Consider the following 24,369-nt stretch of genomic DNA (forward strand, 5'->3'; position numbering starts at 1 on the left):
CCACAAGCTCAAAACGAGGGTTCAGGGGCTAGGGATCAGGGATCAGAGATATGGTAGTAGGGAACCGCGAAGAACGCGAAGGGGGAATGATGTGGGTTGGGAATGCCAATTGTTAAGTTTATCAAGTAATGAATGCTTGCCATAAAATGATATTTAGGGGGTGCAGGGGGATGAAAACCCCCGGCGTTTCCCTCCGGCGGAGGGACGGAAGGGAGGCGAAACGATGATCAGGAATCAAGGGTCAGGGACTAGGGGGCAGGGAAATGAAATCGTGAAGAACACGAAGAACGCGAAGGGGGAATGATGTGGGTTGGGAATGCCAATTGTTAAGTTCATCAAGTAATGAATGCTTGCCATAAAATGATATTTTAGGGGTGATGGGGGGATGAAAACCCCCGGCGTTTCCCTCCGGCGGAGGGACGGAAGGGAGGCGAAACGAAGATCAGGGGCTTAGGGGTCAGGGATCAGCCAAGGCGGAACCACGAAGGACGCGAAGAGTGCGAAGGGTGAGGATTACTAAAATAACGAACAATCCACAGAAACGTGCAAATGTTAAGCAGTATGCTATAGTTACTGGCGATCAACGGCGATCGTGCGACAACAACTTTACCAATGGACAAGGAACTAAGGCTATGGCGAATCCATTTCTTGAACAACTAGGGCAACGAGCCTTGCTGTGTGATGGCGCGATGGGCACTCAACTGTATGGTCGCGGCATCGATTTTGACGAGTGCTTCGATGCCTTGAATCTGACCCAGCCAGATGTCGTGCGTGAAATTCATCAAAGTTATATTGAGGCTGGGGCCGATATTATTGAAACCAATACCTACGGCGCAAATCGCTTCAAATTGGAGCCTTTTGGCTTGGCCGATAAAGTCCGCCAAATTAATCATCGCGGTATGAAGTTGGCGCGTGAAGCCCGCGAGATTGCTGGTACCAACACCTTGATTGCTGGTGCAGTTGGCCCCTTGGGTGTTTTATTGCAACCCTATGGCCCGTTGACTGAGCAAGCAGCCCACGAAGCCTTTGCCGAACAAATTGGCACCTTGCTTGAACAGGGCGCTGATCTGTTGATGTTCGAGACATTTAGCGATTTACGCGAAATGTTGATTGCGGTTAAGGCCGCTAAGCAAGTTGGTGATTTGCCAATTGTGGCGCAGATGACCTTTGCTGAAGATGGCCGCACCGTGCTTGGCAACACGCCTGAGGAAGTGGTGCGCAAACTGGTTGAGTTGGGCGTGGCCGTGGTTGGGGTAAACTGTTCGGTCGGTTCGCAACGGGTCTTTCGGGTCGTCCAAAGCATGCGGGCGGTCAATGCCACGATTCCGATTTCGGCGCAACCAAATGCTGGTTGGCCTACCGAGCGCCATAACCGCGTATTTTATCCATCGTCACCTGAATATATGGCCGATTATGCCCGCCGCATGGTCGAAGAATTGAATGTGCAGATTGTTGGTGGCTGTTGTGGCACTACCCCGCAGCATATTAGCAGCATGCACAGCGCCTTGCAGGATCTGAATCCAGCTAGCATGCTGAATATTACGATTGTTGATGAAGAAGCGCCAAGCGTCCAATTGCCGAGCAAGAGCGCCGAAACGACCCAACTTGGCCGGATGTTGGCTGATGGTGCCTTTGTTACCAGCGTTGAAATCGATCCGCCCAAAGGCCATAACCCACGGCGTTGTCTCGAAGGTGCTCGCCAAATGCAGGCAGCCGGAGTCAATTTCATCAATGTTGCCGATAGCCCGATGGCTCGGGTGCGCATGAGTGCCTTGCCCATGTGTAACTTGATTCAACAACAAGTGGGTATGGAAACGATTTTACACTTTACCACCCGCGATCGCTCATTGATGGGTTTGCAAAGCGATTTGCTCGGGGCGCATGCCTTGGGGGTGCGCAATATCTTGGCCTTGAAAGGCGATCCACCCTCGTTTGGAGCCTATCCTGGTACCTCAGGCGTATTCGATGTTGATACCATTGGCTTGGTTAAGGTGATTGCGGGCATGAACAGCGGGGTTGATACTGCTGGCAACGATATTGGCACGCCAACTAACTTCTTAATTGGCGTGGCACTGAATATCAATGCTGAAGACCCTGATTGGGAAATTGATCGTTTGCATCAAAAAGTGGCAGCTGGCGCACATTATGCCATGACCCAAATTTCGTATGATGCAACCGAACTTGATCGCTTCCTCGATAAACTTGGTTCGCTGCCAATTCCGATTATCTTGGGCTTGATGCCAGTTCAGAGCTATCGCCATGCCTCATTTTTACATAACGAAGTGCCAGGCATTACTCTGCCCAAAGATGTGTTGGCGCGGATGAAAGAAGCGGGAGCCAATGGTCGGGCAATTGGGGTGCAAGTTTCACAAGAAATTCTAGCCGCCGCCTACGATCGTATCCAAGGGGTTTATATCATGCCTTCGTTTGGGCGCTACGAAATGGCCGCCGAAGTGCTGGAAGTGTTGAAGGCAACCAACGTTTAACCTTGAACGTTTTGCATGGCGAATTCTGATTTTGAGGAAATCGCCATGCAATGCCCACATTGTCAGCAAAAAGTCGCACCGGATGTCAATCAATGCCCCAAATGTAATCGCAAGCTCAAGCCACTGATTATGAGCCAACAAATACCGTTATCTAACCAGCACCGCCAAGCCTTGCGCAGCGAGATTATCACCCTCAGCATTGCTCTTGGGTTTCTGATTTGTATCGCCACGATCTTATTTTTTGCGCTGAAGGCTGTATCTGGTTTAATCTGGCCAATATTTGGCCTGATGATCGTGGTTGGGGGCTTCTATTGGCTCAATCGAATACGCGATTGGCTGCGTGGGATTGCACAAGTCCAGATTGATCAGTTGCGCGAACTGCGCTATGTGCATACCAAGCGAAAAACCCGTTTGTATGCTGATTTTAAGCTGATTGGCAGCCAACAATTAAAAATGGAGCATGGTGATTTCGCTATCGAAGGCAATTATTATGTCGTAACCTACAGTTTGGGCAACAACCATGTGTGGGAATTAGCAAAGCTTAGCCGTGAAGTTGCCTAGCTCAAGCTACTGTCGCGCACGATTAATTGGGTTGGCAGCATTGTCACAACGGGCGGCATCTGGCCTTCATTCGGATTGATCAATTGCAACAAGGTTTGAACGGCCAAGCGGCCTAATTCACGCAATGGTTGGCGAATTGTGGTGAGCGCTGGTGAAAAATAGGCGGCCTCAGCTAAATCATCAAAGCCGACAACTGCCAACGCTTCGGGTACCCGAATGCCATGGCTACTGGCATAATGCAACGCACCCAAGGCCATTTGATCGTTACAAGCGAATACGGCATCCATTTGGGGATAGCGTTTGAACAATTCGGCACAGGCTTGTTCACCACTGGCCGACGACCAATTGCCGATGCCAATTTGCTGCTGGGTTGGTGTAATCCCTGCCGCTACCAGCCCATCGTACCAGCCGCTACGGCGTTGACGGGTTTCGAGCCATTCGATTGGCCCGCAGATGAGGCCAATTTCGCGCCGCCCAATGCTGAGCAAATGTTCGACTGCTTGGCGTGCACCGCCATAATTATCGATACCAATTGTGGTAAAGCGCTCATTAGGTTGGCTTTTGACAAAGACAATCGGTGGGCAAGTTGCTGGAAGTTGAGCCTGCACAAGCTCGACATTTTCGTTGAGTTCAGCCGCCGCAAAGATAATTCCATCGACATGGCGGGCCATGAGAGCTTCAATAATTGGTACAATATTGGTCAGATCAAAGCGCGGTAATTCCTTGAGCAACAAGGCATAGTTCGAGGCTTCGCTTTCCTCGGCAATTCCATTCAACGTGAGCGACACGCCCATATATTGCAAGCCTGCGGTAATCACGCCCAAGGTAAAGCTCTGCTGTTGCACGAGGCTACGGGCTAAGGCGCTTGGCTGATAGCCCATATCAGCAATGGCTTTTTCAACTGCCTCGCGAGTTTGCGGCGAAACATCAGGCCGATTGTTGAGCACCCGCGAAACGGTTTGGGTCGAAACATTACACAGTTTGGCAATATCTTTGATCGTGACTTTTTGTGGACGATGAATGGTCATGGCGAACTCCCAATAGCATGGTGCATTTCAGATCGCTGGGACGCAAGTCGGTAGTATAGCCGATTTTGTCCCAGCGTTGCTCACGCCAAGTTGCCCCGCTGCTCAAGGCTAGCGGATCGCCAATCCACCACAGTTGGCGATCATTGCCAGGGTTGCGCAGCGTTGCGACTTGGGTTGCTTGCCGTGGGTTTACAAACCTTTGGCCAAGTGATAGTACAGATCGTTCCAACGAAGTTCTTGTTTGAATTGATGAACGTTGGTGTTGCGATCAATTTGTAAATATTCCATGCCAGCAATTTCAGCAAAGTCGGCAAGATGTTCGCTGGTCAGATCAAAGCTAAAGCCAGTGTGATGTGCTCCGCCTGCGTAGATCCAGGCTGCTGCAGCGGTTTTGAGATCGGGCTGGGGTAGCCACAAGGCCCGGGCAACTGGTAACTTGGGCAAGGGTTGCTCGGTTTCAACTGCATCAACCACACTATTGATCAAGCGCAAACGATTGCCCATTTCCACGATTGAAGCATTAACGGCAGGTCCGGTTTTGGCATCAAATACCATGCGCACTGGATCAGCCTTGCCACCAATGCCCAAGGGATGGACTTCGAGCCGTGGTTTGGTGGCTGCGATTGATGGACAGATTTCGAGCATATGTGCGCCCAGCACTTTCATGCCGTTGCTACCAAAATGATAGGTGTAATCTTCCATGAACGAAGTGCCGCCATTTAGCCCTGCACTCATCACTTTCATTGCCCGCACCAGCGCAGCGGTTTTCCAATCGCCTTCGCCAGCAAAGCCATAGCCGCGATCCATCAGGCGTTGTGGGCCTAAACCTGGTAATTGCACCAAGCCATGTAAATCTTCAAAGGTAGTTGTAAAGCCTTTGAAATTGCCCTGCTCAAGGAAGTAGCGCAAGCCTAGCTCGATGCGGGCGGCTTCACGCAGCGATTGATGCTGTTCGCCGCCAGCTTGCAAGCCTGCCGCCAATTCATACTGTTCGGCATATTCTTGCAAGGTGCTGTTGATATCGGCATCGCTAACTTCGTTGACAAAGCGCACCAGATCGCCCACGCCATAGCCACTGACGCTATAGCCAAGCCGCATTTGAGCATTAACTTTATCGCCTTCGGTTACGGCAACTTCGCGCATGTTGTCGCCAAAGCGGGCAAAACGTGCGCCTTGGGCATCGTGCCAAGCAGCGGCAGCGCGAGTCCAAGCGGCAATTCGATCATGAACTTCGCTATCTTGCCAGTGACCAACAATCACTTTGCGTTCTAAGCGCATACGGCTGACAATAAAGCCAAATTCGCGGTCGCCGTGGGCGGCTTGATTGAGATTCATAAAATCCATGTCGATTTCCGACCATGGAATTTCGCTGTTGAATTGGGTGTGCAAGTGGGCCAATGGTTTTTGCAAGCTGCGCAGGCCTGCAATCCACATTTTGGCTGGCGAGAAGGTATGCATCCAAGCAACCAAGCCAATGCAGTTTTTGGCGGCATTGGCTTCGAGCACCAAATTGTAAATTTCGTCAGGTGTTTTGAGCACAGGCTTGAACACCACCCGCACCGGAATTGTGCTACTTTGATCAAGTCCAGCGGCGATAATTTGTGAGTGTTTGGCAACTTGCTCTAAAGTTTCGGGGCCATACAAATGTTGGCTGCCCGTAATAAACCAAACTTCATATTGTTTCAAGTCAAGCATTGACTGGCCTTTCTATAGTTGAGGGGTCAGGGATCGGTTTATTCCCTCACCCCAACCCCTCTCCCACAGAGCGGGAGAGGGGCTTTTAGTTTTGCGGTTCCCCCTCGCTCGTAAGCGGGAGAGGGGGCTAGGGGGTGAGGGAACCACGTTATCTATAACCCGATCCCCAACAACCGATCCCCAGATTATTGTCCATACACATTGGTATAGCGATAGTGCAATTTGGCAACGTCGTCGCTGGCGATTTCTTGGGGCTGGCCGATTTGCAAGGCGTACCAAGTTGTTCGCGCTACATCTTCGGTCATTACGGCGGCTTTAACCGCAGCTTTGGCCGATTTGCCGATCGTGAAAACGCCATGATTTTGCAGTAATACCGCTGGCGATGTGCCAATATGCTCAACCACCTGCTGGCCAATTTCTTCGCCACCAATTAATGCAAAACCAGCGCATGGAATCGGTCCACCAAATTCGTCGGCCATCGCGGTGAGATAAACCGGAATTGATTTGCCGTTGGCGGCAAAAGCCGTAGCAAATGGTGAGTGGGTATGCACAATCCCATTGACATCGGGGCGATGACGATAAATATACAAATGGCTGGCGGTATCCGATGAAGGTTTTAAGTCGCCTTCGATCACATTGCCATTTAAATCGAGCACCACATGATCGGCAGGCCGCAAATCTTCAAACATCACGCCGCTCGGCTTGATCACCACCAAATTGGTTTCAGGATCACGCGCACTAACATTGCCTGAAGTCCAGGTTACCAAGCCATTTTTGGGCAATTCAAGGTGCAGTTTCCAGAGTTCGTGTTTAATCGTTTCTAACATGGTCTGAATTCCAATCTGGCTGCAACTAGGCTGTGAGCGCGGCGTGACGGAGCATTCGCAGCCGCTTCATCACATCGTTTTCGCCACGACCAAAGTAGTTGTACAGCACTTTATATTCAGCATAGAGCTGGTCGTAAATTTCAACATTGGCGGGAATGGGCTTGAAGGTTTCGGTTTTGAGCCGGCCCATCTGTTTGGCGGCGCTGGCAATATCGGCGTAACCACCTGCCTCAACGCCGGCAGCAACTGCGCCGTGCATGGCCGAACCGAGTGCTGGCGCTTGTTTGCTGGCGATCACGCTAATTTCATAGTTGGTCACATCAGCATAAATTTGCATCAGCAGCTGGTTTTTCTCGGGCAGGCCGCCAGCCGCAATCAATTTGCGAATTGGCACACCCGATTGATTGAAGGTTTCGATAATTTCGCGTTTGCCATAGGCGGTTGCTTCGAGCAAGGCGCGGTAAATTTCGGGCGCAGTGGTGGCCAAGGTCATGCCCAAGACCAAGCCGTTGAGTTCAACATCGACCAAGGTTGAGCGATTGCCATTGAACCAATCGAGCGCCAAGAGACCGCTCTCGCCAGGCTTAAGTTTGGTAGCTTCGCGTTCGAGCAAGCTATGAATATTGAGGCCTTCGGCTTTGGCTTGCTCAACATAGTCGCCAGGCACGCCATGCTCAATAAACCAAGCGAAAATATCACCAACCCCGCTCTGGCCTGCTTCGTAACCCAGCATGCCTGGCACGATCCCGCCATCGACGACCCCACACATGCCCTCGACGATTGGCAATTCAGCCCGATGTTCGCCGTTCATCACGTCGCAGGTGCTGGTTCCCATAATCATCACCATCGTGCCGATTTCGGTATTGCCGGTAACTGGTAGGGTGACGTGGGCATCAACATTGGCGACAGCAACCGCTGTGCCAGCCCGCAAGCCCGTCCATTTGGCGGCTTGTTGGCTGAGGCCGCCAGCTTTTGCCCCAAGCGGCAAGAGCGTGCGCGACATCTTTTGATCGACGATATGTTCCATGCGTTCGTCGAGTGCCTTAAAAAACTCGTTAGGGGGAAAGCCCTCGGATTTTGACCACATGGCTTTGTAGCCTGCGGTGCATTCGTTGCGGGTTTCGACTCCGGTCAATTGCCAAACCACCCAGTCGGTTGCTTCGATCAAGCGATCGGCGGCGGCATAGACTTCGGGGGCTTCATTGAGAATTTGCCAAGCCTTGGGGAAAAACCACTCTGAGCTAATCTTGCCGCCGTAGCGATCAAGAAAGCTATAGCCAAGCTCACGAGCGATGTGGTTGAGTTGGTTGGCTTCGGGCTGTGCAGCATGATGTTTCCACAATTTGACCCAAGCATGCGGCGTGTTGCGCCACTCGGGCAGCATACACAACGGTGTGCCGTCGGCTTTGGTTGGCAACATCGTACAAGCGGTGAAATCGACCCCAATGCCAATTACATTAGCCGGGTCAACGCCACTTTCTTTGAGAATAGCGGGAATCGTTATTTTGAACACATCGAGATAATCGTTGGGGTCTTGTAGTGCCCAATCTGGCTCTAGCCGAATATTGGTGTTTGGCAGCTTCTCGTCGATCACACCATTGGCATAGGGATAGATTGCCGTGGCGATTTCTTGACCATTGCGCACATCAACGAGCACAGCACGGCCCGACTCGGTGCCGAAATCGACACCGATCGCGTATGTTTGCCGACTCATGGCAACTCCTTTTAGGCTGAAGAAGGCACTAGACTAGTGGGCTAATGCCTTGGCTACCTGCAATTAACCTTTGTTTTTGCTGGAGACATCGAAGTAGACTGCGATCAATAGCACAGCGCCTTTGATCACTTGTTGCCAATCGACGCTTACGCCAGCGATCGACATACCATTGTTGAGCACGCCCATCACCAGCGCCCCGATTACCACGCCAAAGACTGTGCCGATGCCGCCTGAGGCTGATGCACCGCCAATAAAGACCGAGGCGATTACATCAAGCTCAAAGCCTGTACCTGCTTTAGGTGTGGCCGAGTTCAAACGCGCGGTGAAGATCAAGCCGCCGATGGCTGCCAAAACCCCCATATTGATGAAGGTATAGAAAGTCAATCGGTCGGTTGGTACGCCAGAGAGTTTGGCGGCTTTTTCGTTGCCACCCAAGGCATAAATTCGTCGCCCAATCACGGTCTTTTTGGTCACAAACATATACAGCGCGATCAAGGCGATCAACACTAGCAAGACATTGGGCAAGCCTTCATAGGAAGCCAAGATATAGCAGAAGGCTAGAATAATCCCAACGATTAGGGCATTTTTGGCGATAAACAAGGGAGTTGACAAGACTGGGAAGTTGAACGAGCGGCTATTTTTGCGACCAACTACATCTAAATAAACGATGATTGCCGCAAAAGCCAAGCCTACGATGATTGTCGTGATGTGGAGAGCTGATTCAGCTCCGCCGATTGGGTCGCTGATAAAGCCAGTGCTCATTTCGCGGAAGCTTGAAGGGAAGGGGCCAAGTGATGTACCACCTAGCATAACCAAGGTCAAACCGCGAAAAATCAACATGCCCGCCAGGGTCACAATAAAGGCTGGAATTTTGCGGAAGGCTACCCAATAGCCCTGAAAAGCGCCAATTGCTGCGCCGATGGCGATACATGCAGCAAAGGCGACGATGACTGGATAATCTTTTTCGACCAGCATATAGCCCGCGACCGCCCCAACAAAGGCCGCGACCGAGCCAACCGAAAGATCGATATGGCCTGCCACGATGATTAGCAGCATGCCCAGCGCCATCACCACGATATAGCTATTTTGCAAAATCACGTTGGTGATATTGAGTGGTTGCAGCAACACACCGTTGGTTTGAAATTGAAAATATAGCACAATGATTACAAGGGCAACCAGCATGCCATATTCGCGCATATTATTTTTGACGAAATCGACAACGGTGGCGAGATTGAAACCAGCTGCTTTGCTGGCTTCGTTTGGCTTCAGTTCAGCGCTCATGGCTGGTTAACCTCCTGCTGCATAATGCATTTCATGATTTTCTCTTGTGAGGCATCAGCAGCAGGCATTTCGCCCACAATCTGGCCTTCATTCATCACATAAATGCGATCACACATGCCGAGAATTTCGGGTAATTCCGAAGAGATCACAATGACGGCTTTGCCTTCTTGCGCTAGGCGGTTGATAATCGTGTAGATTTCGTATTTAGCTCCTACATCAATCCCACGAGTTGGCTCATCGAGAATCAGAATATCGGGGTTGGCAAACAGCCATTTGCTCAAAACGACTTTTTGCTGATTGCCACCAGAAAGATTGACGGTTTTTTGCAAGACGCTGGAGCTGCGAATTGCTAAATCATCACGATATTGATTGGTAACGCGCAACTCTTTTGGCTCGTTGATCACCGAATTGCGGGCAACGGCTGGTAGGTTGGCGAGGGTAATATTATTTTTGATCCCATCGATCAACACTAAACCATAACTTTTGCGATCTTCGGTGACATAGGCAATGCCATTGCGAATGGCCTTTTGGATCGTGCGAACGTCGATCTCACGGCCATTTTTATATACATGGCCACTGATATGCTTACCATAAGCGTGACCAAAAATACTCATTGCTAATTCGGTGCGGCCCGAACCCATCAGGCCTGCGATCCCGACGATTTCGCCTTTGCGCACATTAAAGCTGACGTTATCGACAACTTTGCGCTCGGCGTGGAGTGGATGATAGACATTCCAATCGCGAACTTCAAACATCGTTTCGCCGATTGTGGCCTCGCGGGGCGGGAATCGATGGCTCAAATCGCGACCAACCATGCCGCGGATAATTCGGTCTTCGCTAATTTGTTCTTTGTGACAATCGAGGGTTTCGATCGTTGCGCCATCACGGAGCACCGTGATCGCATCGGCAACTTTAGAAACCTCATTCAGTTTGTGCGAAATCAGAATTGATGAGATGCCTTGTTGTTTGAATTGCAGCAGCAATTCGAGCAAGGCTTCGCTATCGCTCTCGTTTAAGCTTGCAGTTGGTTCATCAAGAATCAGCAGTTTAACTTCTTTGGCAAGGGCTTTGGCAATTTCCACCAGTTGCTGCTTGCCCACGCCCATATCAGTAATTAAGGTATTGGGCGATTCACTCAGCCCCACTTTTTTGAGCAATGTTTGGGTTTTGGCAATCGCCGTATTCCAATTGATCACGCCGCGTGAGGCAGTTTCGTGGCCGAGAAAGATATTTTCGGCAATTGAGAGAAACGGAATCAAGGCCAATTCTTGGTGAATAATCACAATCCCAAGTTTTTCGCTGGCGCTAATATCGTTGAAACGACATTCTTGGCCCTCGAAAATAATCTCGCCCGTGTAGGTTCCGTGGGGATACACCCCGCTGAGTACCTTCATCAAGGTCGATTTACCTGCGCCATTTTCGCCGACCAAGGCGTGAATTTCGGCTTGGCGCACTTGCAGGTTGACATCATTCAGCGCTTTAACCCCAGGAAAGGTTTTGGTGATTCCGCGCATTTCAAGTAGTACATCAGACATAACCTGTGCCTCGTTTGCTGAGAAGATGGCCAAGTTGTTCATATGCAAGCAGGTCTGTGCATGAGCCTTGCCCACACACAGACCTTGCTGCCAGAATTATTTGGTTATGTCTTCTTTTTTGTAGTAACCACTGTCGATCAACACTTTTTCCCAGTTGGTTACATCGACGACCACCGGAACCAGCAATTGTGAAGGAACAACTTTGACCCCATTGTCATAGGTTTTGGTATCGTTGACGGCAACTTCTTTGCCCGACAACGAAGCTTCGACCATACCTACCACTGATTTAGCAAGCTCGCGGGTATCTTTGAAGATGGTTGAGCTTTGTTCGCCAGCGATAATTGACTTGACTGAGGGCACTTCAGCATCTTGGCCTGAAACCACAGGCATTGGTTTGTCGGCGGTGCCGTAGCCAACACCTTTGAGCGATGAGATGATCCCGATGCTGATGCCGTCGTATGGTGACAGCACTGCATCAACTCGTTTGTCGCCGTAGAAAGCGCTCAAAATGTTGTCCATGCGTGATTGAGCGGTAGCACCGTCCCAGCGCAAGGTGGCAACTTTATCCATACCAGTTTGGCCGCTAACAACCACCAACTTGCCGCTATCGATGTAGGGTTGCAAGACCGACATAGCGCCATTGTAGAAGAAGAAGGCGTTGTTATCGTCGGATGAACCACCGAACAACTCGATATTGAATGGGCCTTTGCCTTCTTTCAAACCAAGTTTGTTTTCGATTGAGCTAGCTTGCAACACGCCGACTTGGAAGTTATCGAAGGTGGCGTAGTAGTCAACATTGGGGGTTTTTTTGATCAAGCGGTCGTAGGCGATAACCAGAATTTTCTTGTCTTTGGCACTTTGCAGAACATCTGAGAGGGTTTCGCCGTCGATTGCCGCAATCACCAAAACATTGACCCCTTTGGTGACCATGTTTTCAATTTGTGAAAGTTGGGTTGGGATATCGTCTTCAGCGTATTGAAGGTCGGTTTTGAAGCCTTTTTCTTGGAAATATTTCACCATATTGTCGCCGTCGGCAATCCAGCGAGCTGACGATTTGGTAGGCATTGAGATCCCAATGGTGAATTTGCTGTTATCGCTGCTGGCAGTTGTGCCACCAGTGCCGCCATCGGTTGGGGCAGTGGTGGGGGTTGCGGCTTCGCCACAGCTGGCCAAAACCATCGTCATGAGCAACATCAAAACCATCATGAACTTCGCGCGAGGAGACTTCATCGTCATGTCCTTCCTTGGAGTAAGTTTTCGTGGGTGGTGGCTTGGGTTTTGCCACAAATGCTGTTGATGAGCTTAATTGCACACCCAACGAACACACGTTGCGAACACTGTAGTTTAAGTTTGGAACGGCGAATAGCAGGGAGGGTTTTAGAGGTGGTACCGACCTCGTTATCGATCCCGTTATCGATCCCGTTATCGATAACGGTCGCATTATAACAATCCCAATTAACGCTGTCAAGCAAGGACTATCGGTATTTTGAACTATCCCGATCTAGCCCATCTGGGGGGATCTTGCCTGATCGCTGCAAACTAGCGCAACACACTATGATTCTAGGCGTACACTATTAATGGAGGAACTGCTGATGAAATGCCCAAATTGTTATAGCAATGTTTCAAATAGCAATGAAAAATGTCCGCGTTGCGATTGGGCGTTACGTGCGCCTGCCGCTGCAACTTCCTCAGCTGCCTTTGGTGAATCGCCAACCGCTAATGCTTGGGGCCGCGATCAAACTAATGATGCTGGGGTTTGGGAGCCAACCATGCCTGCTTCGGCAGCGTGGGAGCAACCAACTGCTGAGCCTGCTTCGACGTGGGATCAAGCGCCGATGCAAAGCGTTGTGCCACCGCCAAACGCCACAATGATGGGCAATGCCATGCCCACAACTGTGGCCTTGACCAGTGGCCAAAAGACCCAACTGCTGTTTGGCGCATTTTTTCCACTCATCATCTTGGCAATTCCAATTTGGTTTATTGGGAGATCTGGCTTTACCGAGGAAATTAGCTTTTTTTGGTTTATTTTGGGGCTATTTGGCTTGGTGATGGGCTGGCAAGCGATTATGAATTTGGTCGATTTTTTCAGTGGCGTGGCTCAAATGCAAGTTGATCGTTTGACTAAAACCCAAGTTGTTAAAAATAAAAATAGCCGTACCTACTATGGTCATTTCGAACGAATTGGCCGCTTGAATATTGGCCGCGAAAACTATAATGCAGTCTTCCAAGGCGCAATTTATCAAGTAACCTACAGTCCGCGCAGCAAACGACTGTGGGCGATGCAACAAGTTGGTTAATTGAGCAGAATAGGAAACCTGATGAAATGCCCAAATTGCCATAGCACTATTACCACGAGGTTTGAGCGCTGTCCTCGTTGTGATTGGCAACTTAATGCTTCAGCCACAGCAACCGCCTCGGTTGATCAATTCTCAAACGATACTGTGTGGAATGACGAGCTAGTTTGGAATCCAGAAATCCTCGATCGATCAAGCCCTCAAATTGGTGCAACCTGGGATCAAATGCCCTTGCCAAGCGTTGCAGCACCCCCAAACTCGGCACCGATTGGGAGCAGCATGCCTACGACAACCCAATTGACTGGCAGCCAAAAATTTCAACTTTCAGTGAATGCGTTACTCCCATTTACAAGCGTAGCTATGGTTATTTGGTTAGTATTGCAATTCGATGAGTTAGCAGCAAGCAGTTTTGTTTGGATGATTGTGGGCGTATTTGGCTTGATTGGAGGTTGGCAAATAACCTTGCAACTGCTTGATATGTTCAGTGGAGTAGCTCAGATACAAGTTGATCGCTTGAGTAAGACCCAAATTGTGAAATATACAAGTCGCCCATTGTTTTATGGTCATTTCGAGCGGGCTGGCCGCTTGAATATTGGCCGAATTAATCATAAGGTCGCTCAGCATGGTGCGATTTATCAAATAATATATAGTCCCCATAGTAAACAGTTGTGGATGATGAAACACCTTGGCTAATTCAGCAGAATAGGACTCCCAATGCAATGCCCAGATTGTGACGCGACCCTACCATTGGCGGCAGGTAATTGTGCCAACTGTGGTGCGCTGATCGACAATCAATTATTACAGGTTGTGGTTGCGCCACCTGGCTCTCAGCCATTGACTGCCAAACAAGCTTGGCAATTCTTTTTGGTTGGTCTCGTACCTTGGTCAATAATGCTCATTTTTTGTTGGTGGTTTTTCAGCTCAGATGGCTGGTTGTATTGGCTGGTGATCGGGATTTTTGGTTGCTATCTGGTGGCTAAAATTGGCCGATTAATCTTCGATCTTTGGCGCAGTAAACGCGAGAAGTGAGTCGATTAATCAAAAAACCGCCACTCAATTGAGCGGCGGCTTGCACCAAACTAGCGTCCAGGTAAGGGATCATCCATGGGGACGAGGCGTTGGCGTAGGGCATAAATCGCTGCTTGGGTGCGATCCGCCAAGTGCAATTTCGACAAGATGTTGCTAACGTGGGTTTTGACGGTTTTTTCACTGATGATCAGTGAATCGGCAATTTCACGGTTGGAATGACCACGGGCGATCAAGCGCAAGACATCCATTTCGCGCTCGGTCAGAGCTTCGGCATCGGGGTCGTTGTTGCGAGGCGCTGAGAATTCTTGCATCAATTTGGCGGCAACTTCAGGGTGCAACACCGCCTCGCCACGTTTGGCTGAACGCACAGCCCGCGCTAATTCCAGCGGGCTAACATCCTTTAAAAGGTACGAGATTGCTCCAGCTTTGATTGCCGGAAAGACTTTTTCATCGTCAGAAAACGAGGTGAGTACAATTACTTGGGTGGTCGGGCTGACGGCCTTGACGCGGCGGGTGGCTTCTACGCCGTCGATCTCAGGCATCACCAAATCCATAATCACCACATCAGGCAACAGTTGCTTAATCTGGCCAACAGCCTCAACTGGCATTCCCGAATCGCCGACAACTTCAATATCATCTTGGAGTTCGAGAAAATCGCGCAAGCCTTGGCGAACAACCAAATGATCATCGACTAAAAAAACGCTAATACTTTCCATAAGAACCTCTTTGTGAGTGAATCGCGCTACATTGATTGTACACGCAATCGGCAAATGAACGCCAACTGCTCACCACTTTTTCACTTCCAAGCGGCCAAAGCTGTGATATGCTCAGTATACGTTTGAGAGATCTCGGCCTAGTTTTGAAGGAATGTCCATGAATCGAACACGTTTCGCAATTATTGGCTTGGTGGTGTTGCTGTTGGCGGCGCTTGGTGCTAGCGGTTGGCTCTGGTTTGAACGCGGCACAATTATCTCGCGCGATGCCACGACCCAAGCTGAATTTGGCAAATTAAAAGATCAAATTACTGCTGCTGATGAGGTGCAAGATAAAAACCGTCAGCTGCAAGACCAAGTGAATGATTTACAAGAGCGTTTGAATAATCCGCCAACCAGCATTGCTGAGCCAACCAGCCCAGCGCTTGAGCCAACGCCTGAAGTTGGCCCAACCCCAACGGTTGATCCGGCTGCGCCAACCCCAACCGGCCCAGGTGGTGTGGAGCCGCCCGCGCAAATTGTTGAAGTGATGAAGCAAATTGAGCAAGAGGTGATCGCGTTGCGTGGTTTGCCAGAGGAACGCCCAGTTACGCGGCGCATGCTAACGCGCGAGGAATTGCGCAATTATATTGTCAAAGAAATGGAAACCGAAAATACGCCCGCAGATTTTCGCCATGAAACCAGCCAATTGTGGATGCTCGGCTTAGCCGAAAAAGATATTGATTTACAGCAGTTGTATATCGATTTGCAAACCGAACAAATCGGCGGCTTTTACGATCCTGAAACTGATACCTTTTATATTATTGCTGAAAATAACGAATTTCCACCAGCCGATCAAATTACCTATGCCCACGAATTTAATCATAACTTGCAAGATCAATTAATTAACTTGCAAGATGGCCTAAAAGTTGGCGAATTTGATGCTGATCGGTCGTTAGCATTTCGTTCGTTGGTTGAAGGCGATGCTACCAAACTAATGAGCGATTGGTTGCAAACTGATCTTGTGCCGCGCATGTCACCCGCTGAGTTGCAAGAATTGTTGCGAACCTTGCAAGAACAACAAGATAGCAGCACAATTCTTGATCAAGTCCCAGGCGTACTGCGCGATGGGCTGGTATTTCCTTATGAAGATGGTCTAGCTTTTGCTGAAGCAGTTTATGCCGAAGGTGGTTGGGAGGCAGTGACCAAGGCTTTGCAAGACCCACCAACCTCGACCGAACAAATTTTGCATCCTGAAAAATATTTGAGTGCTACCCGCGATAACCCAACCCTGCCCGATCAATTTGATCTGTTGCCAGTGCTCGGTGCGGATTGGACTACTGCTATAACCAATACGGTTGGCGAATTTGATCTCAAATCGTTGCTCGAATATACCGCTACTGCTGGTGATTTGGAAGCCGCAGCAGCGGGAATTGGCGGCGGTCGCGTGACATTATATGAACACAACAGCGATTTTACACCGGTGTTGCAATGGACATTGCGCTGGGATACTGCTGCCGATGGCGATGAATTTTTGGGTTTATTCTATGGCACACTCAACCCCAATGGCGATTTATTGATTCGGGCTGGTGACCCAAACCGCAGCGATGATGATGTGCATGTTGGAGTCAAAGGCAGTGGTCAAGAATTTGTGATTGTTTTTAGTCCAAACCAAGATTTGGTGCGTAATGCTTTGAATGCTTTACCATAACTAAAAAGCTTTAATCGATCAAAGCCCTGTTCAACTTCGGTTGAGCAGGGCTTTTGTTTTTAGGGTTTATGATGTTTAATACAACGTCATGGCTTATAGATCCCAGCACTTGTATATTCCACTAATTGTGCTTTAGGGGGTGCAGGGGGATGAAAACACCCTGCGTTTCCCTCCAGCGGAGGGACGGAAGGGAGGAGAATCGTAAAGGCTACGCAGTGGATTTTAATATTCCGATGGCTAGCGCTAATCTGCGAGACAATGCTATAATCCTTGCGACTGCCCATCGTTTTTGCAGTGGAATTTCGGAGGAGCTATGTCACGGCTCAATCATGAGACAAATGAATGGCATTGCAAAGTCGTGCTGTTTGGTCCACCTACCCGCAATGCAGTGAAGCTAGCCGCCCAATTGGTTACAGCGATTCCATTGGCTGAACGCGAAGTAACGTGGGATACCCCGCCAGCCGAAGAACCAACCCTCGTAGCTCGCTACCGTCCTGCAAACGCTGCCCTTGGCGATATTAAGCCAGTGTATATGCTGCATACTTTGCGTTCGGCTGGCTCAACTGCCGCTGATCGCCAGCATGTCTTGCACAATACCGACGGCGTGATTTTGCTGCTTGATCTCGAAAGCGAAGATCAATCGATTTTTGCCGAGCGCGAACTCGAACGTTTTTTAAGCACGTATGGCAAAACTATCGCCTCAATGCCCGTCATTTTGCTAGGTGCAAGCCCGCTTGATGATGGTCAGCAGGCGCGTTTGAATGCTAATAACCTCGCATATTTTGCGGCTGAAAATGCGACAACCTTGCAACGAGTGCTGCATACCCTTGCCAGCGGGCTTGAAGAAGATTCAGGTTTGGCTGGGATTGGCTTTGACCTTGACGATTTTGATAGCGATGGCAGTGCTGTTGATCTCGATGATATAGAGTTTGATGATTTACATGCCTACGACGACGACGATCTCAAATAGAATCAGTTTGCGCCCAGCAACCCTTGCCGATCGCGAGCCGATTGTGGCGTGGTGCAACACCCTCTGGAACGGTCATCCCGATTATATTGGTGATGTTTGGGAATATTGGTTGCCGCAAGGCCATTTGTATGTTGGCGAGATGGCAGGTTGGCCAGTGCCAGTGGTGGTGCTGCGCCTGCGAGTGCTCTCGCCAACCCAAGCTTGGTTTGGTGGCTTGCGGATTCATCCTGAACTTCAAGGCCAAGGTTTGGGCCGCGAATTGATCGATTATTCGATTGCGTGGGCCAAAAGTTGGGGCGCAGCTACGATTGGTTATATGACCGAGCGTAGTAATCAGCGCATGCATTCGATGGCCGAAAAGCTCAATTTTGCCAATGTGGGTTTTATTGAGTGGTATGAATTAAATGATTTAGCGCCTGCTCAAGCTGAAGTTTTGTACGATCCAAGTTTGGTTGATCTGAGCCAAGCGTCGAATTTGCAGGGGCAAGCGGGGCGCTATGTTTATCAGTGGACAGTGCGCAATCTCGATCAGGCGGAACTTGAACGCTGTGCTGAGCGCCAAGAATTGTATGTACTGGCGGATCGCAGCGGCTGGATGATTTGTGAACATGATGGCTTTATTGCCCAAATTGAGGGTGATTTGGCTGCCCAAACTCGGCTTTTGGCCCATGCTCGCACCCTGCCCGAATGCGAAAATTTGTTAACTCCAGTTTGGCAGGGCAGTCAGCAGGCTCAATTAATGCAACAACTCAACTGGCGTGATACCAACGAAGCCTATAGTTTGTTTGAATTAAGCCTAACCTGATGCACAAATAGCCCATCAGCATCGTGTATAATCAATCAGGCTATGGGCTATGGGCACTAGGCTTTTGTGTCCATAGCCTGCAAAAGATAATCAATCATCAACTTATTATTTGGTGGCTATAGCCTATAGCCTTATGCCTATAGCCTTTTTACTGAGGTTTCCTAAATGAAAGGTTCAGAGCTACGGCAGCGTTTCTTAGACTACTTTGCGCGGCAAGGGCACGCCGTTGTGCCAAGTAGCTCGCTGATTCCTGCCGATAATCCCACCCTGTTGTTTACAGTGGCTGGGATGGTTCAGTTTAACGATGTCTTTTTAGGTCGCGAAAGCCGCCCCTACAGCCGCGCAGTTTCATCGCAAAAATGTTTGCGCATTTCGGGCAAGCAAAACGACCTTGAAAATGTTGGGCCATCGCCACGTCACCACACCTTTTTTGAGATGCTAGGCAATTTTTCGTTTGGCGATTATTTCAAAAAAGATGCCATCCGCTTTGCGTGGGAATTTCTGACCCAAGAAATTGGGCTTGATCCCAAACGGATGTGGGTCAGTATTTACGAAGGCGATGAGCAAATTCCTGCCGATGAAGAAGCCCATGATTTATGGCTGGCCTATATGCCTGCCGAGCGGATTTTGCGCTTCGATGCCAAAGATAATTTGTGGTCGGCTGGTGATGTTGGGCCACGCGGGCCATGCTCGGAAATTCATTATTACATCGGCGATGATCCCGATAACCAAGTGCCTGAAGGTGTTAACTCTGAAGACGACACCTATATGGAAATTTGGAACTTGGTGTTTATGCAATACAACCGTGATGAAAACGGTGTATTGACCCCACTGCCCAAGCCTTCAATCGACACGGGTATGAGCCTCGAACGCTTGGCAATTGTCAAGCAAGGCGTGTTTCGCTCGTATGAAACCGACTTGTTCACGCCAATTATCCACACGGTGATGGAATTGCTGGGTAGCAGTAGCGAACATTATCAAGTTAATAGCTCGGCCTATCACGTTGTGGCCGACCATAGCCGCTCGATCGCCTTTATGATTGCCGATGGCTTGCGGCCTGGTAACGAAGGCCGTTCGTATGTGTTGCGACGGTTGGTACGGCGGGCAGCCTATTTTGGTCAAACGATCGGCTTCAAAGCCCCATTCTTGGCCGAAACGATCGCCACGGTGATTGATATGATGGGCAATGCCTACCCTGAGTTGCGCAGCAAACAAGCCTATATTGCCGAGGTTGTGACTGGCGAAGAAGAACGCTTCAACAAAACCTTGGCTGGTGGTTTGCGCCAACTCGAAGCAATGTTGCCAAATCAAGCCGACAAAGCGGTTTTCAGCGGCGCTGATGCCTTCAAGCTCTACGATACCTATGGCTTTCCGCTCGACTTGACCGAACGAATCGTGGCCGAACGCGGCTTGACGGTTGATTTGGCGGGCTACGAGGCTGAACTTGAAGCGCAACGCGCTCGTGGCCGTGGTGCTGCTCAATTCAAAAAAGGCGCAGTGACCGAGCGCTGGGCTGAGCGTAATTTGGCTCCAACTAGCTTTACAGGCTATCACGAGCTGGAAAGCTGGGGCCATGTCTTGGCGCTCGAATTCGATGGCGAGGAGCTTGGTACGGTTCAACGTGGTCAAGAAGTGGCCTTGGTGCTTGATCGCACGCCCTGTTATGCCGAAAGCGGCGGCCAAATGGGTGACAGTGGCATATTGGTCGGGCCACATGGCAAAATCGTGATCGACGATGTGCAAAAGCCTGTGCCTGGCGTATTTGTCCATCGCGGCAAGGTCAGTGAAGGCAGCGTCAGCCTTGGCGAACAAGTCACGGTGACGGTTGATGCCGCGCGTCGCCGCGATATTGTGCGCAATCACACAGCAACTCACTTGTTGCACCGCGCACTCCGCGACAGTTTGGGCGAACATGCCGAGCAAAAAGGCTCCTTGGTTGCGCCCGAACGCTTGCGCTTCGACTTCAACAACCAAAAAGGCTTGAGCAGCGAACAACTTCAGCAAATCGAAGATCAAGTCAATGCGTGGATTCGCGCTGATAGCAAGGTCGAGGCAGCCGAAATGGCTTTGCCGCAAGCCCGCGAATTGGGCGCAATGGCCTTGTTTGGCGAAAAATATGGCGATGTGGTGCGGGTGGTCACGGTTGGCTGTGGCAATGCAAGTGATCACATCCATACCAATAGCGAAGCGCCAGTGTGCTCACGCGAACTTTGCGGTGGTGTTCACGTTGCTCGCACAGGCGAAATCGGCTTCTTCAAAATCGTCAGCGAAGGCTCGGTTGCCTCAGGTGTGCGGCGGATCGAGGCAGTAACTGGCCGCGCTGCTGCTGAATGGGTCAGCCAACAAGCCCAATTGATTCGCATGCTCGGCGATAAACTTGGGGCACAACCAGGCAAAGTCGAAGAAAAACTCGATGCCCTGTTGCTCGATCAAAAAGCTCGCCGTGACGAAATTGAACGCTTGCGCGGCGAAATTGCTGCTGGCCAAGTCGATAGTTTGCTCGCCCAAACAATTGAGCAAGCTGGCACGCCATTGGTGGTGGCCCGGGTTGAAGCCAGCGATGCTGATAGCTTCCGCCGTTTGGGCGAGCAACTACGCGATAAACTTGGCAGTGGCGTGGTGATTCTCGGCACAGTGATCGATGGCAAGCCTTTGCTGCTCGCCGCTGCAACCGCCGATCAAGTCAAAGCTGGTCGCCATGCTGGCAACTTAGTCAAAGCCTTGGCAGCCAAAGTTGGCGGTGGTGGTGGCGGTCGCGCCGATTTTGCCCAAGCCGGCGGTCGCGATGCGGCTGCGCTTGATCAAGCCTTAGCCGAAGCCAGCAGTTTGCTATAACTGGAAATAGCCCTAGCCCCCTAGCACGCTGCGGCGAGGCGAGGGGGAACCATCTTACAATGGTAGGTTTTAATCGTGGTCTGTTTCGAACCACGGAATCTGTGGTTCATCGGTGGATATGGGGCATCCCTGATTGCCTGTGAGGGGGTGCAGGGGGATTAAAGCCCCTGCGTCTCCCGCCTTGAGGCGGGACGGAAGGGTGGTGATCACCGATTCCTAGTTATCATCTATGACATTGGTTAAAACCTACCCTTGAAAGGAGTAGGCTAGGGGTGATGGCACATTCATAGCGCACCCCAATCGCCCAATGAGGGACCAAACTGTGGTGTTGCCCTCATCAGTATCAGATCGTTGTACAATATTGCCGATACTGCCAACACCACAGCATCCGATGTGTGTTCATTCTGAAAGCTTTGGGGGCAACCCAATGACAACTGGCAAAACTGAACTGATCACGATTGCCCTTGCTGATCCAATTGATAGCATTATTCAGCAAGTGCGCAATGCCAAAGCAGAGCATGTTGATATTTTCATGCCCGAAGGCTCGATTTCGTTACAAAGCCGTAAAACCTGTGATCGCTTGCGCGAAACTGCCAATCGCGAGGGCATTGAGTTAACGCTCTATACCAGCGATCCCAAGGTGGTCAAGGCGGCTTTAACCTGCCAGATGATGGTGGTCGAAATTGAGCCAGCCGTTGTTTCAACCAAAGCACCTGCTGCTCCGCCAGCTCCAGCCAAACCAGTTGTTCCAGCTAGCCCCGAAGAAGATTTTTTGGCTTCGCTGGAAGGATTGCCCACTGCTTCCACTACCGATCGGTTGCAAACGAGTCCCAGCATTAGCAAGCCCATCCCGACGGCAGCACCTAGCCAACCAGCTCGCAGCGAAATCGACGATTGGGCTGATGCCCTCGATAGCCTTTCGGTGGCTTCGACTGCTGGCGAAACTGGCTTGCGCCAACATGAACAAGCGCGGGGCAACGATAGCTGGGATTTTGATTCGTTCAACGATCTTTCCGATGCGCTGAGTGGTGATACTGCCAGTGCTGCGCCAGCTCGTCCACGCATCCGCCCTGAAGATATTGAATTGACCAGCGATGATATGCATCGCCAAGATGCCAAAGCTCGCCGTGCCCGGGCTGAGCAAAAACGTGCTGACGAAAAGGCTGAGCTTAAGCAACAAACTGCGCCCAAACGCAATTATCCCTTGTGGGGCATGGTTATTCTGGGGGCGATTGCGATTATCGCCTTGTTATGGCTGCTGTTTGGCAATACATTGGCCAGTGGCGTAACCGTAGTGGTGCGGCCAGCTCCAACATCCGGCGGCCAAACCTACGAGGATGTACGGCTCAACTATCAAGCCGACTCGATTAGTGAGCCAAGTTCGGCGGCAATTCAAGGGCGCTTGATCAATGTGCCAATTTCGGTGAGCGTGCGTGGTACGGTGATTACTGCGACCGAACAACCTGATCAAGCGGCGACTGGCATCCTCGAAGTTTATAATCGCAACACCCAAGCTTATCCAATTCCTGCCAATACACGGGTACGAGTGCTTAACCCTGCTGGCGAAGAAATTATCTTTTTGACCCAAGCTGAAACGACGATTCCGGCGGCAACTGGCAATTTTGCCGGAATTGTCAGCGGGGTTGGTTCGCTGCAAATTGTGGCCAGCGCTGGTGGCACACGCTACAACATGCCTGCTAGCCAAGATCCTGTCTGGACGATTGAAGGCTACGAAGGCGCACTCTTTTCGATCAATCCTGAGCCAATTCAAGGTGGCACAACTGCGCTGCTGAAATTGCCAGTCGAAAGTGATTGGATGCCGTTATTGCCCCAAGCTGTGGCCCAATTCCGCAGTGCGATTCCTGCTCAAATGCAAACCGTGCTGCAAGAAGGCGAAGTTTTGGCTGATGTTGAATTCTTGCCGAATGTCGATGCCTTGACCCAAGACCCTTCGCTTTACGATATTCAAACCCGACCAGTGCCCGAAACCGATGGCGGCTTTGAGTTGGTCGTGACGGCGAATTTCCAAGGCTTGGCGGTGCGGGGCAGTTTTGCTGAGCAGTTGAATCGGGCATTGCCGAATGCCTTGCGGATCAAAGACCCATCATTCAGCACCGATACCACCAGCATTGTGCGCAGTCAAGTGCGCTTGGATAATTCAGGTGCTAGTTTGTTGCTGGCAACGGTCGAAGTTGCGCCCAAAACCGCAGTTGGCCTGCCCGATAGTACCAAACTGAAAATTGCCGATAGCATCAAAGGCCTAACCCCAGCCGAAGCTTTGGTTCAATTGGAAGCCTTGCGCGAAAGCGGCTTGATTGGCGATATTGTTTCAGTGCCCGAAGTCGAGCGCCTGCCCATCGATCCAGCCGAAATTAATATCCAGGTGCAGGAATGAGTGAGCGTCCAACCCATGGCCGAATCCTCGCTTTAGATGTTGGCAATAAACGGATTGGGGTGGCCATGTGCGACCCCGATCGAATTATCGCCAGCGGCCAGCCGACCCTGCCAGCGCAGCCAACCGATAAAGCCTATGCCCAGCTTTTGCAAATGATTGCTGACAACGAAGTGGTTGAGGTCGTAATTGGCTTGCCCTTGACCTTGCGTGGCGAGGTTGGGGCGCAGGCCAAAGCGGTGCAAGCCTTCAGTCGCGGGCTAGAAAAACGCACCAAAATCCCGATCACGTTGTACGATGAGCGCTTTACCAGTGTTGAGGCTGAGCGTTCGCTCGAAGCCATGGGCATCAAAAAAAGCAAACATCGCGATCATGTCGATGAATTAGCCGCCATTTTGATTCTGCAAGATTATATGAGTTCGATCGCGCCGCCTCGCCCGCTCTACCACGACCCTGAGCACGACGATTGGGATTAAAAAAAGCCCTGTTGATTTTCTAACAGGGCTTTTTGGTT

General features: G+C 50.6%; 19 protein-coding genes. 11 read left to right on the forward strand and 8 right to left on the reverse strand.

The window, feature by feature from the left end; translation table 11 throughout:
- Positions 1 to 632: 632 nt before the first annotated feature.
- Both ABEB26_RS00960 and ABEB26_RS00965 read left to right on the forward strand, forming a co-directional pair.
- Entirely contained in the window at positions 633 to 2,486 is a 1,854-nt protein-coding gene (locus ABEB26_RS00960; RefSeq protein ID WP_345720064.1) for a bifunctional homocysteine S-methyltransferase/methylenetetrahydrofolate reductase, read from the forward strand.
- A 45-nt stretch (positions 2,487 to 2,531) separates the two neighbouring features.
- A complete protein-coding gene (locus tag ABEB26_RS00965) occupies positions 2,532 to 3,047 on the forward strand; it encodes a zinc ribbon domain-containing protein (RefSeq protein WP_345720065.1) in 516 nt (171 codons plus the stop codon).
- Here ABEB26_RS00965 and ABEB26_RS00970 read toward each other — a convergent pair.
- The 7 genes from ABEB26_RS00970 to chvE all read right to left on the reverse strand — a co-directional run bounded on the left by ABEB26_RS00970 (position 3,044) and on the right by chvE (position 12,363).
- Positions 3,044 to 4,075: a LacI family DNA-binding transcriptional regulator gene (locus tag ABEB26_RS00970; protein WP_345720066.1), complete on the reverse strand. Its 1,032-nt coding sequence runs from the start codon at positions 4,073 to 4,075 to the stop codon at positions 3,044 to 3,046. The two genes, ABEB26_RS00965 and ABEB26_RS00970, sit on opposite strands and share 4 nt — an antisense overlap.
- A gap of 189 nt (positions 4,076 to 4,264) precedes the next feature.
- On the reverse strand, positions 4,265 to 5,770 hold the full coding sequence (gene araA, locus ABEB26_RS00975) for an L-arabinose isomerase (protein WP_345720067.1): 1,506 nt from the start codon (positions 5,768 to 5,770) through the stop codon (positions 4,265 to 4,267).
- 185 nt (positions 5,771 to 5,955) lie between these two features.
- Entirely contained in the window at positions 5,956 to 6,597 is a 642-nt protein-coding gene (locus ABEB26_RS00980) for an L-ribulose-5-phosphate 4-epimerase (RefSeq protein ID WP_345720068.1), read from the reverse strand.
- Between the two features lie 25 nt (positions 6,598 to 6,622).
- On the reverse strand, positions 6,623 to 8,311 hold the full coding sequence (locus tag ABEB26_RS00985) for a ribulokinase (RefSeq protein ID WP_345720069.1): 1,689 nt from the start codon (positions 8,309 to 8,311) through the stop codon (positions 6,623 to 6,625).
- Positions 8,312 to 8,374: 63 nt separating this feature from the next.
- Complete coding sequence (gene mmsB, locus ABEB26_RS00990; protein ID WP_345720070.1) at positions 8,375 to 9,592, reverse strand: multiple monosaccharide ABC transporter permease; 1,218 nt, start codon at positions 9,590 to 9,592, stop codon at positions 8,375 to 8,377.
- The gene (gene mmsA / locus ABEB26_RS00995; protein ID WP_345720071.1) at positions 9,589 to 11,127 is read right to left on the reverse strand and encodes a multiple monosaccharide ABC transporter ATP-binding protein; all 1,539 of its coding nucleotides are present in this window, start codon (positions 11,125 to 11,127) and stop codon (positions 9,589 to 9,591) included. The genes mmsB and mmsA overlap by 4 nt, the downstream gene beginning before the upstream one ends.
- A 96-nt stretch (positions 11,128 to 11,223) precedes the next feature.
- Positions 11,224 to 12,363 (reverse strand): multiple monosaccharide ABC transporter substrate-binding protein, encoded by a 1,140-nt coding sequence (gene chvE, locus ABEB26_RS01000; RefSeq protein ID WP_345720072.1) that lies wholly within the window; start codon positions 12,361 to 12,363, stop codon positions 11,224 to 11,226.
- A 356-nt stretch (positions 12,364 to 12,719) separates the two neighbouring features.
- Here chvE and ABEB26_RS01005 point away from each other — a divergent pair, with 356 nt between their 5' ends.
- The 3 genes from ABEB26_RS01005 to ABEB26_RS01015 all read left to right on the forward strand — a co-directional run bounded on the left by ABEB26_RS01005 (position 12,720) and on the right by ABEB26_RS01015 (position 14,450).
- The gene (locus ABEB26_RS01005) at positions 12,720 to 13,424 is read left to right on the forward strand and encodes a hypothetical protein (protein WP_345720073.1); all 705 of its coding nucleotides are present in this window, start codon (positions 12,720 to 12,722) and stop codon (positions 13,422 to 13,424) included.
- 276 nt (positions 13,425 to 13,700) lie between these two features.
- Entirely contained in the window at positions 13,701 to 14,114 is a 414-nt protein-coding gene (locus tag ABEB26_RS01010; RefSeq protein WP_345720074.1) for a hypothetical protein, read from the forward strand.
- Between the two features lie 21 nt (positions 14,115 to 14,135).
- Positions 14,136 to 14,450 carry a hypothetical protein gene (locus ABEB26_RS01015; protein WP_345720075.1) on the forward strand — a complete coding sequence of 105 codons (315 nt, stop codon included), beginning with the start codon at positions 14,136 to 14,138 and terminating at the stop codon, positions 14,448 to 14,450.
- Between the two features lie 50 nt (positions 14,451 to 14,500).
- On the opposite strand, the gene ABEB26_RS01020 is transcribed toward ABEB26_RS01015, so the two are convergent.
- On the reverse strand, positions 14,501 to 15,166 hold the full coding sequence (locus ABEB26_RS01020; RefSeq protein WP_012191184.1) for a response regulator: 666 nt from the start codon (positions 15,164 to 15,166) through the stop codon (positions 14,501 to 14,503).
- A 157-nt stretch (positions 15,167 to 15,323) separates the two neighbouring features.
- On the opposite strand from ABEB26_RS01020, the gene ABEB26_RS01025 reads away from it, so the two are divergent.
- The 6 genes from ABEB26_RS01025 (at position 15,324) to ruvX (ending at position 24,331) form a co-directional block, all read left to right on the forward strand.
- Positions 15,324 to 16,853 carry a hypothetical protein gene (locus ABEB26_RS01025; RefSeq protein WP_345720076.1) on the forward strand — a complete coding sequence of 510 codons (1,530 nt, stop codon included), beginning with the start codon at positions 15,324 to 15,326 and terminating at the stop codon, positions 16,851 to 16,853.
- A 313-nt stretch (positions 16,854 to 17,166) separates the two neighbouring features.
- Complete coding sequence (locus tag ABEB26_RS01030) at positions 17,167 to 17,823, forward strand: hypothetical protein (protein ID WP_345720077.1); 657 nt, start codon at positions 17,167 to 17,169, stop codon at positions 17,821 to 17,823.
- Positions 17,795 to 18,628: a GNAT family N-acetyltransferase gene (locus ABEB26_RS01035; protein WP_345720078.1), complete on the forward strand. Its 834-nt coding sequence runs from the start codon at positions 17,795 to 17,797 to the stop codon at positions 18,626 to 18,628. The genes ABEB26_RS01030 and ABEB26_RS01035 overlap by 29 nt, the downstream gene beginning before the upstream one ends.
- A gap of 165 nt (positions 18,629 to 18,793) precedes the next feature.
- Positions 18,794 to 21,463: an alanine--tRNA ligase gene (gene alaS / locus ABEB26_RS01040; protein ID WP_345720079.1), complete on the forward strand. Its 2,670-nt coding sequence runs from the start codon at positions 18,794 to 18,796 to the stop codon at positions 21,461 to 21,463.
- Positions 21,464 to 21,890: 427 nt separating this feature from the next.
- Positions 21,891 to 23,858: a hypothetical protein gene (locus ABEB26_RS01045; protein WP_345720080.1), complete on the forward strand. Its 1,968-nt coding sequence runs from the start codon at positions 21,891 to 21,893 to the stop codon at positions 23,856 to 23,858.
- On the forward strand, positions 23,855 to 24,331 hold the full coding sequence (gene ruvX / locus ABEB26_RS01050; protein ID WP_345720081.1) for a Holliday junction resolvase RuvX: 477 nt from the start codon (positions 23,855 to 23,857) through the stop codon (positions 24,329 to 24,331). The genes ABEB26_RS01045 and ruvX overlap by 4 nt, the downstream gene beginning before the upstream one ends.
- The last annotated feature ends 38 nt before the right edge of the window (positions 24,332 to 24,369 follow it).

This window comes from Herpetosiphon gulosus, from assembly GCF_039545135.1.
Lineage (GTDB): Bacteria > Chloroflexota > Chloroflexia > Chloroflexales > Herpetosiphonaceae > Herpetosiphon > Herpetosiphon gulosus.